Genomic DNA, 15,975 nt, shown 5'->3' with positions numbered 1-15,975 from the left:
CCAAGATGAAGATTGTAGGATGTTAAAGGCATTAGTTGTCGATGATGAGCTTTTTGCTCGCGAAGAACTGATTGAACTACTGACCGAGACTGGAGAAGTGGAAATCATCGGCCAAGCAAGTAACGCGATCGAAGGACTTAAACAGATCAATCTGCTCAAGCCTGACGTGGTGTATTTGGATATCCAAATGCCGCAGGTTACCGGAATCGAACTGTTAAGCATGCTTGATCCAGACACCATGCCTTACGTTGTATTCGTCACTGCCTACGACCAATATGCGATTCAAGCCTTTGAAGACAATGCCTTTGATTACCTACTCAAGCCGGTCGAACCTTGTCGACTAAACAAGAGTGTTTGTCGTCTGAATAAGGTCATCAAGCAGAACCACAAAGCGCCGGAACAAGACATCTCTGCCATTGCTCCGTGCCGTTTAGAACAGATCCCATGTATCGGCCATAACCGCATTGTGATCATGGCGAGCCAAACGGTCGAGTGCGCTTATTCGGATATCAGTGGTGTGCATGTTCGTAGCTCCTCACAAACGGCGACCTCACAGTTAACGCTAAAGATCTTGGAAGAAAAAACCGATTTGATCCGTTGTCATCGACAGTATTTGATCAACATAAAATCGATCCAAGAGATCAAACTGTTGGAAAATGGATTAGCGGAGATCATCACGCTGACTGGTTTTGAAGTGCCTGTCAGCCGCCGCTACCTCAAGACACTAAAGGAGCTACTCGGTCTCCAGTAACGAGTTAGAAGTTAGAAGTTAGACGTCTTGTTCCAAAGCACGATCAAAAAAGCCAACGTATCAACGTTGGCTTCCTGCTGTTTACAAATCAATAGTGTTTGCGAATCGATAGAGTTACGAATCGATCTTGTCGCCAATCTATAGAGATTAGTCGACTTGCTTAATCTGCAGCTCTTTCGGTACTTCGAAGAACATGTTCTCTTCACGACCTTGAATCTCTTCAACCTCGGTAGCACCCAGCTCACGAATACGATCTAAGATTTGGTTTACCAACTCTTCAGGAGCAGAAGCACCGGCTGTTACACCGATTTTCTTTTTCCCTTCAACCCATTCAGTTTGAATGTCTTCAGGGCAGTCGGTTAGATAACCTGGCGTGCCTAGCTTCTCAGCCAGCTCTTTTAAACGAGTTGAGTTCGATGAGTTCTTAGAACCAACAACTATCACGACATCAACATCACCGGCCATCTCACGAATTGCGTCTTGACGGTTTTGTGTTGCGTAGCAAATATCATCTTTACGTGGCCCTTGGATCTCAGGGAACACGCGGCGTAACTCTTCAATCACATCCGCCGTTTCATCAACTGACAAAGTGGTTTGGCTAACATAATGCAGGTTACTTGGATCATTCACCACGAGGTTCTGTACATCCTCTGGTCTTTCAACCAAATACATACCACCAGTTTGGCTAGCGTACTGACCCATGGTGCCTTCAACCTCAGGGTGACCTGCGTGACCAATCAGAACCACTTCCATATGCTTGCGGCTCGCACGAGCAACTTCCATATGGACTTTGGTTACCAATGGGCATGTTGCATCAAATACCGTGAGTTCACGCTCTTTCGCTTCTTTACGAACAGCTTGAGAAACACCGTGAGCAGAGAAGATCACGATATTGTCGTCTGGCACTTCACTCAGTTCTTCGACAAAAATAGCACCACGCTGCTTGAGCCCCTCTACAACAAAGCGGTTGTGCACCACTTCATGGCGAACATAGATCGGTGGCTGATACATTTCTAGTGCGCGCTCTACGATGCTGATCGCACGATCGACACCGGCACAAAAGCCACGAGGGTTAGCTAACATTATTTTCATTTCATTGCTCATCATTTACCGCGGTACTAAGGTTGTTTCTATAGAGTTCGCTGTCAGCGAGGTTCGCATTCTACAGTGAAGCGCCTAGACAGTGAAGCTCTGGGTTGCATCACACCTGTAAGGCGATATTATTCTACTGTTAAGATAGTGATTAACCGCTAAGATAGCTACTCCACCGTTAAGACAGTTAGTCCACAGCTAAGATGTTAACGTCAAACGTAACGTCTTGGCCTGCTAATGGATGATTAAAATCAACCGTCACTGAATCACCCGCGATCTCAGTGATAATACCTGGAATTTCCATACCATCAGGACCAGAGAAAGCCATAATAGTGCCAACCTCGACTTCAGAATCGTCAACAAACTTAGCACGATCCATATGATGAATATGATCTGGATTTGGCATACCAAACGCGTCTTCCGCCTTCAATTCGATAGACTTTTCAGTCCCCGTTTCAAGGCCAATCAGGCACAGTTCAAAGTTCTCACTTAGGCTGCCATCACCCATCACGAACTTTGCAGGCTTACCCATATTTTCGGTGCTATCGGCAACTGAACCATCCTTCATTTTAATCGTAAAATGTAGAGTTACTGCTGAATCATTTTTAATTGCTGCCACGTTACTTTCCTTAGATTTCTTTATTATTTGAGAATGCATTTTGCTTCGCTCTCATATCATATCAATCACAGTAAGTAAGTACTCAGACATAGTTCAGGGAAAAGGCTTGAGAACAAGGCAGAGTTTTTCGATAAGTAGTTATTCTACAATCAAAAATTCTAACGAAGTTATCGAGGCTTTTAGCAAACTAGGGAGAGTAGTTATTTACTACGATTGATATTAATTGCAGCATAAAAAAAAGCGCCGTCGGAATCAACCGACAGCGCTTAGGGCTATTCTATTCTGTGAGTCATAGGCTGACTTTAGGACAATCTATTACAAAGCGATTTGCTTGATACTCATTAATGTCTGAGTAGTCTATTGGCTTTCATCTTTCTTACGGAAACCATCTAAGATGATCATCGCGGCACCGATACAGATTCCCATATCCGCTAGGTTAAATGCAGGCCAGTGGTAAGTACCCCAATAGAAGTCTAAGTAATCGACGACAAAGCCATGTACAACACGGTCGAACACGTTACCAACAGCGCCACCAATGATGATCGCATAAGCAATGTTGTTCCACTTATCTGTTGCTGGTAGCTTACTCATCCAGTACGTCAGCATCCCCGTTACTGCAAATGCGATACCCGTAAATAACCAGCGCTGCCAACCACTTTGATCACTCAAGAAGCTAAATGCTGCACCGTAGTTATGCACGTACAAAAAGTTAAAGAATGGCAACACCTCAATGCGGTTTGCCCAGCCATAACCCATGTTGTCCATAACAAAGAGTTTGATACCGATATCAGCAAGGAAGACCAGTAGGGCCAACCATAACCAACGCACACCAGATTGTTTTAACGAAACTTCACTCATTTCTATTCCTAGTATTTACGAAGTTGGTATTCACTGTTACTCAATTTAAGTGACCTTGATTACCAAACTTGGCTAAACACATTTCCTATAATTAAAAATAACCCCAGTTGGTACTGGGGCTATGATTTTTACAAAAAGTTCAGTATTTCTCTGAGTCGTTATGCGTACTTACGCACTTCGCCTTCACCGTCGATGTTCGACACACAACGACCACAAACTTTCTCGTGACCTTCAATTGTGCCTACATCTGGAGTGTGGTGCCAGCAACGGTCACACTTCTCAGCTTCAGTTGCTGCAACTTCAACGTACAGACCTTCAACGTCTGTCGCTTGAGCTGTATCAGACTTATCGCTAAGTGGTTTAACAACCGCAGCAGAAGTAATAAGGACGAAACGTAGCTCATCTTCTAGCTTGTTGATTTTAGCCGCTAGTGCATCGTCAGCGTATAGAGTAACTTCAGCCTGCAGAGCGCCACCGATTGTTTTCTCTTTACGAGCATCTTCAAGAAGCTTGTTCACTGCGCCACGAACTGACTGGATTTCAGTCCAGAATTCGTTGCTTAGCTCTTCGTCGTCAGCAAGACCAAATAGGCCTTCGAACCACTCGCCTGTGAATACAAACGTGTCGCGTTCGCCTGGCATCTCGTTCCAGATTTCATCTGCAGTGAACGACATGATAGGAGCCATCCAACGAACTAGAGCTTCTACGATGTAGTAAAGCGCTGTTTGGCAGCTACGTTGAGCATGGCTGCCCTGCTTCGCTGTGTACTGACGGTCTTTAATTACGTCTAGGTAGAAAGAACCCATTTCGATAGAACAGAACTGCATTAGACGTTGAGTTACACCGTGAGTGTTGTACTCACCGTATGCTTTAACGATCTCTTCTTGTGCAGCTTGAGCACGGCCAACAGCCCAGCGATCAAGTGCTACCATGTCTTCAACTGGAACTAGGTCAGTTTCAGGGTTGAAACCGTTCAAGTTCGCTAGGAAGAAACGAGCCGTGTTACGAATACGACGGTATGCATCAGCAGAACGCTTAAGAATCTCGTCAGAAACCGCAACTTCGTTAGTGTAATCCGTAGAAGCAACCCATAGACGTAGAATATCTGCGCCTAGCTTGTTCGTTACATCTTTAGGAGCAACAACGTTACCGATAGATTTAGACATCTTACGGCCGTTACCATCAACCACGAAACCGTGCGTTAGCACTTGCTTGTATGGTGCTTCGTCTTTCATCGCGATAGATGAAATCAAAGAAGACTGGAACCAGCCACGGTGTTGGTCAGAACCTTCAAGGTAAAGATCAGCACTGTGCGTTCTTTCTTCATTCGGGAAGTTGTACTCTTCACGAGAATCCACAACAGAGAAGTGCGTTACACCTGAGTCGAACCATACGTCTAGCGTATCAAGTACTTTCTCGTACTTATCAGCGTCTTCAGCACCCATCAGTTCAGCAGCATCTACATCCCACCAAGCTTGAATGCCTTTTTCTTCCACAAGCTTCGCTACTTTTTCAATAAGAGCTGGGCTATCTGGATGAAGTTCTGATGTTTCTTTATGAACGAACAGAGCAATTGGCACACCCCAAGTACGTTGACGAGAGATACACCACTCAGGGCGACCTTCGATCATACCTTCGATACGGCTTTGGCCCCATTCTGGCATCCATTCAACACTCTTTGTTGACTCAAGTGCTTTTGCACGAAGGCCAGCTTGATCCATAGAGATGAACCATTGTGGTGTTGCACGGAAGATGATTGGAGTTTTGTGTCTCCAACAATGTGGGTAGCTGTGCTCGTAAGCGTGGTGATGCAGTAGTGCACCCTTCTCTTTTAGAACTTCTAAAACAGAGTCGTTCGCTTTGAATACATGCTGACCAGCAAAAAGCTCAGTGTCTGGCAGGTAAACGCCGTTAGAACCTACTGGGTTAGCAATTTCTAGGTTGTACTTCTTACCAACCACGAAATCCTCTTGACCGTGACCAGGCGCAGTGTGAACCACACCAGTACCAGAATCCGTTGTAACGTGGTCGCCAAGAACAGCAGGAACCGTAAAGTTGTAGAACGGGTGGTTGAACTGAGAAAGCTCAAGGTCAGCACCAGTAGCAAAACCAAGGTTATGGAAGTGCTCGATACCCGCACGATCCATTACGTCTTTTGCTAGTTCAGAAGCAACAACGATACGTTGAGCTGGCTGGTCGCCATTCGCTTCAACTTGGATCAATACGTATTCAAGATCATCACGTAGACATACTGCGCGGTTAGCCGGCAGAGTCCATGGTGTTGTCGTCCAGATAACGATAGAGATTTCGCCCTGACCCGCGTGACCTTCCGCTAGAGTAAATTTCTCTAGAAGCGCCGCTTCGTCAGCTGCTGTAAATTTCACATCGATAGATGGAGACACTTTATCTTTGTATTCAACTTCAGCTTCAGCCAAAGCAGAGCCACAGTCAGTACACCAGTGAACTGGTTTGAAACCTTTAAGAAGGTGACCTTTGTCTGCGATTTTGCCTAGAGAACGAATGATGTTCGCTTCAGTGCCAAAATCCATAGTACGGTAAGGTTTATCCCACTCGCCCATGATACCAAGACGTTTGAAGCTCTCTTTCTGACCTTCAACTTGGCCCGCAGCGTACTTACGACACTCTTCGCGGAATTCTGCCGCTGAAATCTTCTGACCAGGCTTACCTTTCTTCTTCTCAACCATCAACTCGATTGGAAGACCGTGACAGTCCCAACCAGGGATGTACGGTGCATCAAAACCAGAAAGGGTCTTAGATTTGATAATAATGTCTTTAAGAATCTTGTTCAGCGCGTGGCCAATGTGAATGTCGCCGTTCGCGTATGGAGGGCCATCATGCAGTACGAAAGATTTTTTACCTTTCTTTGCCTTACGGATCTCACCGTAAAGGTCTTCTTTGTACCAACGCTTCAGCATTTCTGGTTCACGATTTGCCAGATTGCCACGCATTGGGAACCCTGTTTCTGGTAAGTTCAGGGTATCTTTATAATCACTCATCGATTCTTAATTCCGTTATATTGGGCGAAGTTAGACATTATGTTAATCGGTGGAATTATCCGACTAATTCTTTAGCTGAAGCAGCCACACCCTTGCGGCTTCAGCATCCAATTCTATTTGATTCTTTAATGCGTCGAACGACTCAAACTTTATCTCGTCGCGCAGTTTGTGCAAAAGTCGCACTTCTAACTGTTTACCATATAAATTGGCTTTAAAGTCAAAAAAATGTACTTCTAATTGCTGCCTTACACCATTAACTGTTGGTCGTTGTCCAATATTAGCAACACCACCGACAGGAACACCGTCGATATCTAATGCTTCAACAACATACACTCCCGACACAGGAGAAACACAACGTTTTAATGGAATATTAGCGGTAGGGAAACCGATAGTTCTCCCTAGTTTACGACCATGAGAAACACGACCACTGATACTGTAGTCACGCCCAAGCATGGTAGCACTAGAAGCCAAGTCATTGGCCGCTAACGCATTTCGTATCTCAGTGCTGCTTACTCGTAATTGGTTTAAGCAATAACTTTGGGTGCTCACCACCTCAAAACCATATTTTTCGCCCGCTTCTTTAAGCATAGCGAAATTACCCGTTCGGCCTTTGCCAAAGCAAAAATCGTCACCAACCACCAAGAATTTCACACCAAGCTTATCAACCAAAAGCTCCTTAATGAACGCTTCCGCAGACAAGCTTGCAAAATACTGATTGAAATTCACACACAATAAACGACTAATCTCTAGCTTGCTCAATTGCACGTACTTATCTCGTAAACGAGTTAAACGCGCTGGCGCTCGACCTTTAGCAAACAACTCCATAGGTTGCGGTTCAAACGTCATGACAACAGAAGGGAGTCCCAGTGCTGTAGCTTGTTTAGAAACCTGACTCAGAACCTCTTGATGCCCTAAATGAACACCATCGAAGTTACCTATGGTTAATACACAGCCATGATGCTGTGCTTTAATATTGTGTATACCTCGGATCAGTTCCATTGTGATCAGCTAAAACCTGTTATTTGCATCATTTATTGTGTGAAACCGACGGATTATATACTAATCAGTATTAATCTGTCGCTGCTTTTAAATGTTTTACTCGGATACCTAAAACCAGTACCGACACAATATAAGCAAAGCCACCAAGTGCGATCAACCCTGTTAGCGTCAACGCTCTTTGGTTGAAGCTCCAATCAAGCCACAGCTGCATATTGTCTAGTTGCCATAAAATCACGCCAACCATCACAGTTCCAGATACTAATAATTTAAGGCTAAACAACAATGTAGTCTTGGTTAAACGATAAACACCCGCTATATGCAGACCACGATAAAGTAGAGTCATGTTCACGAACGCAGATAACGCCGTTGCGATTGCCAAACCAACATAACCATAGAAATAAGCGAAAATCGCGTTGAACACCATGTTAGTGACCATCGCAATGATGCCGTACTTCACAGGAGTTTTAGTATCTTGACGTGAGTAATAGCCCGGAGCCAACACTTTAATCAACATGAAGTTAAGCAAGCCTGAAGCGTATGCCACCAAAGACATGGAAGCCTGCTGTACATCGTGTGGTGAAAACTCGCCACGCATGAAGAGCACCATCAGCATCGGCTTGGCTAAAACAATAAGACCTAACATTGCAGGAATGCCTAGCAATAAAACCATGCGCACGCCCCAGTCCATTGTATGAGCAAACCCTTCCCCTTGAGCGTCTACGTGTTTACGCGACAAAGCAGGAAGAATAACCGTCGCAATAGCAATACCAAACAAACCGAGTGGGAATTCCAATAATCGATCCGAATAATATAGCCAACTGATAGAGCCGGTTGCTAGAAAGCTGGCAATGAAGGTATCGAACAACAAGTTGATTTGGCTCACTGACACACCAAACAAGGCAGGGATCATTAGCGTCCGGATCTTAACTACACCGGGATCTCTCCACCCCCACTTCGGCTTAACCAACACACCCGCTTTAATCAAGAAAGGCATTTGGAAAAGGAACTGGACTAAACCACCAAGAAACACACCGATGGCCAAGCCAATTTCGGGTTGTTCTAAATTAGGAGAGATAAACCATGCTGAACCTATGATCATTACGTTCAGGAACACAGGGGTAAATGACGAAACCGCAAATTTGCCCATGGTATTGAGGATTGCACCAGATAAAGCAACAAAGGTGATAAACCATAAATAAGGAAAGGTAATCTTGAGCATAAAGCTCGCCAGCTCAAATTTTGGTGCTGCTGGGCCATCATTTAACCAATCGATAAACCAACCTGCGCCAAACATCGCAGTGATGACACCCGAGCCCAACACCCCGATAACGGTGACGATAGAAACTAGTACCCCGAGCGTGCCCGATACTTTGGCAATTAAATCTCGAGTCTTATCTTTATCACCAGCAGCGTGATATTCTGTTAATACAGGAACAAACGCTTGAGAAAAGGCACCTTCTGCGAAAAGTCGACGTAAGAAATTAGGGATTTTATTAGCGAAGAAAAATACGTCGGCACTCGCTCCTGCTCCCATCAAATTTGCTACTACTACATCACGTACTAGCCCCAATACGCGCGAAACAAAAGTCATTGCACTGACAATCAGGCCTGACTTTAATAGTCGTTTACTCACACAAACCTCTGACACTGGTTGATTACTTTCAAGCGAGGATAAATACTATCCTGTCCTAAGAAGCATATTTATTAGCATTGGTCTAAAAATGCTGTTAGAATCCCCGCCATCTTAACCGCGATGACCTTTCCATACCAAAGTTTGTTTGGCTACGATTGGTTTTTGCACAAATCATTTGACAATTAAGCGCCTATGAGGGATAGTCCTCGCCCTTAAATTGTCACCGAACTAAGTTTTTGGGAGTTAGACCTTGGCAAACAGTAAATCTGCTAAGAAGCGCGCTATCCAAGCTGAGAAACGTCGCCAGCACAATGCTAGCCGTCGTTCTATGATGCGCACTTACATGAAAAAAACTATTGCAGCTATTGAAGCTGGCAATAAAGAAGCTGCAACTGCTGCTCTTGTAGAAGTTACACCTCTTCTAGACCGCATGGCGACTAAAGGCCTTATTCATAAGAATAAAGCTGCACGTCATAAGTCTCGTTTCGCTGCTGCAATCAAAGCTCTTTAATAGAAATTTGATTACAACGCAAAACGAAAAAAACCGGCCTCGGCCGGTTTTTTTATATCTAAATTTTGAGTAACACAGAGATTTTTCTTGCTGAGCGTTACTTGGTTTACTTAAAGATATGCGGTTTGCTGATAGGCACTAACGTTCGACATGAAATACTGACACTTCCTTGTGTCGACCCTACCCCTGGTAAGAAATCACTTCCCCCACCAGCAATAAACTACTTGCAGTACATACCATGCAGTAGGTCAATCATCGCTTTTACTTCTTCACTGCTCAATGTGTAATACACTGTTTGAGCTTCTTTGCGAGTTTCGACCAAACCATCTCTTCTCAACCAAGCAAGATGTTGAGATAAAGCAGATTGACTCAATTCCAACTTGCCACACAACTCCCCAACCGACAGCTCAGTACCATGCAATAGGCACAGAATCTGTAAGCGACGCTCATTGGCCATGGCTTTGAGTAGAATCACAGCTTGTGCTGAATTCTTCTCCATCTCTTTTAAGTTCATAGTTTGGCTCCATACAACCTTTACGCCAAGTCCGGGTTATCAGTATTTCCGGCAGATTATGAAGTCATGATAATCGATATCAATTCATTAACAAACAAGCTCACTCGAACAATTTGCTAAAATCTGCGTCACATACATTTTTTACTGCTGGATGTTGGATCATCCTCTCAGCAAATATGACGTAGTACTCCTCTTTTAACTCCTCGATTCCCCCCAACAATTGCAATGACGTATCTTCCTCAACCTCTGACATATATAGCGTAGGCGCTAAGAAAATAGCGTCGTGGTGGTAACGAGCGAAAGCCTTCATCAATGCCGCGTCATCAAACTCACCCAAAATATCAGGCTTAAGTCCTTGTCTATCAAACCATTGCAGTACTTTACGCCCCATCGAAGTTCGACTTCCTGGGATTAACAGTTTCTTTTGTTCTAATACAGCAGGAAAGTTAACACCTTCCACATTACCTGAACTGAAAAAGCTCATACCACTCTCACCCAACTTTTTACTAAACAGGCCTGGGCTTTGGCTAGAATCCACCGGGCAGTCAGACAAAATCATATCGAGCTTATGCTGAGAAAGTTGTTCAAGTAGCATTTCATGAGTCGATTCAAAGCAGCGTAAATGAATGCTGTTATCGGGTGGGATTGTCGACATCAATATCTTGCTGACTAATCTTTTGGACAGTGCATCCGCGACGCCAACATCAAACAGAATATTGGAGTGCTGGCTATAATTCACGATATCCAGCATCTCGTAACTCAGGCCAAACATACGATCGGCATATTTAAAGACCAACTGCCCAAGCTCTGTCGGCTCAACACTGCGACCATTACGCTTAGTTAGCTTGCCGTCCATACGCTCTTCTAAGGCTTTTATCTGACCAGTTACCGTTTGTGGTGTTAGGAATAGGGCTTCTGCAGCTTTAGTAACAGAGCCTTGCTTGCAAACCATCCAGAAGTAATAAAGGTGGTTATAGTTGAGATGCGACATAAATGTGCCGTAAAAAAAGAGAAGATAACCTGTTATATCAAATATGCCCTCCCCACTCAACAAACTCGGAAAAACCACACCTAACTATCAATTACTACTTATTTTTACGAAGTGTCTAATTTCATAATGTAATATTTCAACGATTATTTTCAATTTTTCTCTAACTTTTAAGATCTATATCACCTATCAAAAACACGAACAAAAAACTTTAAAAACAACAATTTAAACCACCACCATTTCAAGACCAAATATTTAAAGAGCAAATCATCACAAAAAAGTCTCACCTAAACCAAAATGTAATATTACTGAAATATTTGTTCTCTAACATCACGCTCAGATTAAACAAACAGACCAAACACAGACTAAAACGGTCCAATGGAGAAAACATTATGAACCAAGCTACTACTGCAGCAGCGCCTATCTCGAGCACAACTCGTTGGCTACGCTGGGCTAACTTGGCATTCATGCTTTACCTACTATTACTTTCAGTTTCAATGGTTGGTACAGGCTTCAAATGGGCAACAGGCGAGCAAGCAAAAGTTCTTTTCGAATTTGCTTCACACCCAGTTGCAGGCTTAATGATTGGTTTAGTAGCAACAGCACTTATTCAATCATCAAGTACAGTTACTTCAATTATCGTTGGCCTTGTGGCAGGTGGCTTACCTGTTGAGCTAGCAATCCCTATGATCATGGGTGCGAACATTGGTACTACGGTAACCAATACGCTAGTTAGCCTTGGTCATGTTCGTTGTAAAGATGAGTTCAAACGTGCATTCGCAAGTGCGACGATTCACGACTTCTTTAACCTATTAGCCGTTGCTATCTTCCTACCACTAGAGATGGCGTTTGGTATTCTAGAGAAAATTTCTCACTGGTTAGTATCACCGATGCTAGCAACAGGTGATATGAGCATGGGTGGTCTTAACTTCATCAAGCCAATCACTAAGCCTGTAGTAAGTGCGATTAAAGAACCACTATCAACGTTTGGCGACACTGTTGGTGGGGTTATGCTTATCGTTCTAGGTATCGCGACTATCTTCGTAGCTATCACGGTAATGGGTAAGCTAATGAAGAGCCTAATGGTTGGCCGTGCTCGTGAGATTCTAAAGAACGCAATCGGTCGTGGTCCTATCCACGGTATCGCTTCTGGCTCTATCGTGACTATCCTTGTTCAGTCTTCTTCTACAACAACAAGCTTGATGGTTCCACTAGTAGGTTCAGGTGTTCTTAAAGTACGTGACGTTTACCCATTCACTTTGGGTGCAAACATCGGTACATGTATTACGGCTCTACTTGCAGCTACAGCAGTATCTGGTGAGTTCGCAGTATTCGCACTACAGATTGCTCTAGTACACTTGGTGTTCAACATCATGGCAACGGTATTCATCTTTGGTATTCCGTTCCTACGTGAACTGCCAGTGAAAGCAGCTGACATCATTTCAGACATGGCAGTGAAAAATAAAGCTGTAGTAGCTGGTTATCTTGTTGCGGTATTCCTTGTACTGCCAGGTAGCGTGTTAGCACTGACTGCTTAATAGCAAAACAAACATCGCTTATAGCAAAGCCCGCAACCTTCTAGGTTGCGGGCTTTTTCTTTTCTGAAAGGCAGATGTGGGAGACAAAAAGAAGATTCGAGTAGCGAATAACAAGTTGAAAGCAGATACGGAATGCGAGTGAACGAGTAACGAAAAGCCCGTTTTACTCGCATCTATATATCCCCGTCATTCCCTACAGCGAGGAACGAGCGTGATAGGGAATCGACCTAATACACAACACCCAGAGATTCCCTACTCCCTCCTTCGTCAGTCTAGGGAATGACGGGGGCTTTTGATCTTCGTATCTCGCATCCCGTTTACTCGCATCTATCTACCCTTATCTCGTATCTAAAAACGCTTACTTACCTTGCTCATTACGTAGGTACATAATGGCAACCATGCCGAAGCCGATAAATTGCCATAGATACTGCCCGTCGCTTGCGCCTGTGATGGTTTGAGTGAAAGCCATACAAGCAGTCACAAACAGAGAAGCGAATGCCGCATAGAGTAACCACGGTCGCTCTTTACCGGCCATGAATTCACCAGCTATCACCGAGCGAAGTACCAATAAAAATGGTAAACATTGCAAAGCAATCAGAATAGGAAACATAAAATCGAACGTAGGGCTCAGTAAAACATGACCAACTTGGCTCTTATCCCAAGTGCCGACAATATAGCCTTTCCAGCCAGCCCAAGTGTCACCTGCATAAGCGGTATCGGGCGTAATGAAGCCAAGTAGCACGCCCATCACTTTATCGATAAAGCCATTTTTGAACCAAAAGACGAATAAGAAGATCTGAATTGGAATGATCTGAAAAGCAAACTTCTTCAACATGTGTATACCCCAAATAATAAATGATTTGGTGACCAGTATGTGGAAGTCGATGTTTTTATGCTTGATGCAAGGCAATCGAGCCTAACTCCAAACAATAATCAAACATGTTGAGAAGCCTGTTAGCACAAGGAAACCTTGCGGAAGAGCCGTTACTATTAGCGGTAACTCAACGTCTTCACTTCAAAGAGAATTATGTGGTTTAGGAAAGGTTTGTTTTTTATAAAGATTCAATAAGATCAAACAGTTGGCCATTATACTCTTTTTTCACTTCGGTATAGCGCTGATAGTTGTATTGCGAACCTTCTGGGTTATCCGACAGCTTGTCAGCCACACTAAGTAGATAAAAACTGATAGGGCTCGGTGTACTTTCGGCCGCATAAAAAAGGTAAGGGAAAGCTTGATTGGCATGTTGGTTGATTAACAGTGCAAGACCCAAGGTAAGGTTGGCAATATCACAACGTGGGTTCATCTCAAAGGCTTGCTTTGCCAGTTGCAGTGCATGTTCGCGATCTTCTTGCTCATGACTTTGCAAATAAGCCAAAGATTCCGAATACGACAATAAGGCATTGACCAAATAATTGTCTCTTCCTTGCTGTTGAATCGTATCCAACTGAAGTGCGATCTCTGCAAATGGCTGTCCACCTTTGCCTTGGTAGAAAAGCGATATTCCCTCTGAAATAACCTTCCAATCGTCGTAGTTATCAATAGAAGTCACTCGATGACTGACGACACCGTATTCTGAACTCATTGGGGCAATAATGGCTTTAATCTCAAGAATCACATCCCCAATGGCATCAAAGAAGTTATCTTGGCTAAAGCTCTTTTCCACTTTCTGGCTTTGATTGGGCTGGCGGTTGTTTTGTATCAGCACGCTCAGTATATAATTACTGCCCTTTTGCTTGAGCCAACCTTTGAGTTCGACACCATTATTGGCAAGTGATTGCTTGCCCTGTTTTGAGAGCTGAGAGAAGTGGTAACCCGATAAATTTCTCGCTGAGTTCAGCCCGTAGAATAGGTAGTTGTACACGCTTTCCGACATCTCATAATCGTCCGCAGAATCGAGTGTTATGTCATGGATATAAACGGGAATTACATCACTTTGAGGCGCAGAAATAACAGCTGTGTCATTGGTTGAGACATCAATTTTCCACGCCCAAGTTGCTATTAAGCCAATAGAGAATACTGCGGCTGTAATCAGGGCAATGGTTTTATTTTTAGGCTTAGAAACAACTTTGATTTCAGGTGGGGGAATTTCTACTACGGGAGTAGTCTCAACGCTAGGCTGAATTATCTCAATATCGAACAGATAACCTTGCTTAGGAATGGTCTGAATGATGCGATACGGACGTACTTTATCCTGAAGCTGACTGCGCAGTAAACTGATGACCTGTCTGACCAAGTTGTCAGACACTTGAGTTCGCTGCCAGACATCAGCAGCTATCTGCTGCGTACTAACCACTTGCCCGCGCTTGTCGATGAAATAGCTGAGCAGCCTTGCTTGTAGTGGCTCTAAATGAATCTCTTCACTATCAATCACCAACTGGTTTTTATCAGGGTAGAAAGAAATAGGAAAGTCGTGTTGCAATACAAAGCAATGCGAGCGAGTCATAGTAGTTCTGTGGTTAGAAAAGACCACTCAAGATTATTGGTTTTACGAATAGTAAGCAAGCCAAGCATCAGAAATAAAAAAGGCTGCGCAGAGGCAGCCTTTCGATCAGTCAGTCAGTCAGTCAGTCAGTCAGTCAGTCAAACAAAGCAGATTAGATTAAACCGAGAATGGGTACTTAATCGCTTCGTGGCATTCGTAGCCTTCAACCCAGAAGTCATCCATCGTCACCCACGTTTCCAAATCTTCTAGAGACTTAATCTCAGGATTGATATGGAATGTTGGCCCCGCTAAAGGCTCACGCTTCAACTGGATATCACGCATAGGTGCGAGTTGATCTTCGTAGATATGAGCATTAACCAGCTTGTGGTAAGCCACACCCGCTTTCTTACCCGTGATTTGCGCCATGATTGCTAGGAACACATACACTTGAACCATGTTGAAGTTCAGACCTAATGGAACATCACAAGAGCGCTGAGTACTGTTTAGGTACAAAGTGTCACCAAGTAGAGAGAAGTGATGGCTGTACATACACGGACGCAAACAACCCATGTGGAACTCACCTGGGTTATAGAAGTTTAAGATCTCGCCGCGGTCATCAATACCGTTTGTTAGATCATCAACAATCTTCTTCAGTTGGTCGATATGACCGCCGTCAGGTTTTGCCCATGCACGTCCTTGAACGCCATAAACACGGCCCATGTCGTCTTCACCCTTGCGGTAAGGGTTATTTAGCCATGCTTCATTCAGGTTAGAATTCGCATCCCAAGTTTTAGTCCCTAGCTTACGAAAATCTTCAGCATTGTCGTAACCACGGATATAGCCAAGCAGCTCGGCAACTGCGGCTTTCCAAAAACTTTTACGTGTTGTTACCAGTGGGAATTGGTTATTACCTACATCATATTCAAGGTCAGCATTGATTACGGTTAGGCAGCGCTTGCCTGTGCGTTCATTTTCAATCCAAGTACCGTCATTAACGATACGCTGACAGAGATCTAAATACTGTTTCACACC

At 43.9% G+C, this 15,975-nt stretch carries 14 protein-coding genes; 3 read left to right on the top strand and 11 right to left on the bottom strand.

The annotated features are described in order from the left end of the window. Nucleotides 1-19: 19 nt before the first annotated feature. Nucleotides 20-751, top strand: a complete 732-nt coding sequence (gene btsR, locus AB4180_RS12785) for a two-component system response regulator BtsR (RefSeq protein ID WP_004735051.1) — start codon at nucleotides 20-22, stop codon at nucleotides 749-751. A gap of 147 nt (nucleotides 752-898) precedes the next feature. On the opposite strand, the gene ispH is transcribed toward btsR, so the two are convergent. The 6 genes from ispH to murJ form a co-directional block, all read right to left on the bottom strand. Beyond that, nucleotides 899-1,855 carry a 4-hydroxy-3-methylbut-2-enyl diphosphate reductase gene (ispH, locus tag AB4180_RS12780; protein ID WP_012603278.1) on the bottom strand — a complete coding sequence of 319 codons (957 nt, stop codon included), beginning with the start codon at nucleotides 1,853-1,855 and terminating at the stop codon, nucleotides 899-901. A gap of 175 nt (nucleotides 1,856-2,030) precedes the next feature. Then, nucleotides 2,031-2,462, bottom strand: a complete 432-nt coding sequence (gene fkpB / locus AB4180_RS12775) for an FKBP-type peptidyl-prolyl cis-trans isomerase (protein WP_102249725.1) — start codon at nucleotides 2,460-2,462, stop codon at nucleotides 2,031-2,033. Between the two features lie 357 nt (nucleotides 2,463-2,819). Beyond that, on the bottom strand, nucleotides 2,820-3,320 hold the full coding sequence (lspA, locus tag AB4180_RS12770; protein WP_009848445.1) for a signal peptidase II: 501 nt from the start codon (nucleotides 3,318-3,320) through the stop codon (nucleotides 2,820-2,822). A 158-nt stretch (nucleotides 3,321-3,478) separates the two neighbouring features. Further along, on the bottom strand, nucleotides 3,479-6,337 hold the full coding sequence (ileS, locus tag AB4180_RS12765; protein ID WP_102249726.1) for an isoleucine--tRNA ligase: 2,859 nt from the start codon (nucleotides 6,335-6,337) through the stop codon (nucleotides 3,479-3,481). Between the two features lie 63 nt (nucleotides 6,338-6,400). After that, the gene (ribF, locus tag AB4180_RS12760) at nucleotides 6,401-7,336 is read right to left on the bottom strand and encodes a bifunctional riboflavin kinase/FAD synthetase (protein WP_102249727.1); all 936 of its coding nucleotides are present in this window, start codon (nucleotides 7,334-7,336) and stop codon (nucleotides 6,401-6,403) included. Between the two features lie 70 nt (nucleotides 7,337-7,406). Beyond that, entirely contained in the window at nucleotides 7,407-8,969 is a 1,563-nt protein-coding gene (gene murJ, locus AB4180_RS12755) for a murein biosynthesis integral membrane protein MurJ (RefSeq protein WP_009848488.1), read from the bottom strand. Between the two features lie 250 nt (nucleotides 8,970-9,219). Between murJ and rpsT the strand changes: the two genes are divergently transcribed. After that, nucleotides 9,220-9,480 (top strand): 30S ribosomal protein S20, encoded by a 261-nt coding sequence (gene rpsT / locus AB4180_RS12750; RefSeq protein ID WP_012603273.1) that lies wholly within the window; start codon nucleotides 9,220-9,222, stop codon nucleotides 9,478-9,480. Between the two features lie 220 nt (nucleotides 9,481-9,700). Here rpsT and AB4180_RS12745 read toward each other — a convergent pair whose 3' ends face one another. Next, complete coding sequence (locus tag AB4180_RS12745) at nucleotides 9,701-9,994, bottom strand: metalloregulator ArsR/SmtB family transcription factor (RefSeq protein WP_102249728.1); 294 nt, start codon at nucleotides 9,992-9,994, stop codon at nucleotides 9,701-9,703. 100 nt (nucleotides 9,995-10,094) lie between these two features. Beyond that, a complete protein-coding gene (gene nhaR, locus AB4180_RS12740; RefSeq protein WP_009848442.1) occupies nucleotides 10,095-10,985 on the bottom strand; it encodes a transcriptional activator NhaR in 891 nt (296 codons plus the stop codon). Nucleotides 10,986-11,374: 389 nt separating this feature from the next. Between nhaR and AB4180_RS12735 the strand changes: the two genes are divergently transcribed. Further along, on the top strand, nucleotides 11,375-12,520 hold the full coding sequence (locus AB4180_RS12735) for a Na/Pi symporter (protein WP_017102996.1): 1,146 nt from the start codon (nucleotides 11,375-11,377) through the stop codon (nucleotides 12,518-12,520). Nucleotides 12,521-12,878: 358 nt separating this feature from the next. On the opposite strand, the gene AB4180_RS12730 is transcribed toward AB4180_RS12735, so the two are convergent. The 3 genes from AB4180_RS12730 to AB4180_RS12720 all read right to left on the bottom strand — a co-directional run bounded on the left by AB4180_RS12730 (nucleotide 12,879) and on the right by AB4180_RS12720 (nucleotide 15,972). Beyond that, nucleotides 12,879-13,355 carry a hypothetical protein gene (locus AB4180_RS12730; protein ID WP_102249729.1) on the bottom strand — a complete coding sequence of 159 codons (477 nt, stop codon included), beginning with the start codon at nucleotides 13,353-13,355 and terminating at the stop codon, nucleotides 12,879-12,881. Nucleotides 13,356-13,572: 217 nt separating this feature from the next. Further along, nucleotides 13,573-14,964: a winged helix-turn-helix domain-containing protein gene (locus AB4180_RS12725; protein WP_102249730.1), complete on the bottom strand. Its 1,392-nt coding sequence runs from the start codon at nucleotides 14,962-14,964 to the stop codon at nucleotides 13,573-13,575. Between the two features lie 156 nt (nucleotides 14,965-15,120). After that, nucleotides 15,121-15,972: a thymidylate synthase gene (locus tag AB4180_RS12720; RefSeq protein ID WP_009848438.1), complete on the bottom strand. Its 852-nt coding sequence runs from the start codon at nucleotides 15,970-15,972 to the stop codon at nucleotides 15,121-15,123. Nucleotides 15,973-15,975: the final 3 nt, after the last annotated feature.

This window comes from Vibrio sp. 10N.286.49.C3, from assembly GCF_041469545.1.
Lineage (GTDB): Bacteria > Pseudomonadota > Gammaproteobacteria > Enterobacterales > Vibrionaceae > Vibrio > Vibrio tasmaniensis_A.
The sequence above is the reverse complement of the archived record's forward strand: the minus strand, read 5'-3'. Positions and strand labels throughout refer to the sequence as shown.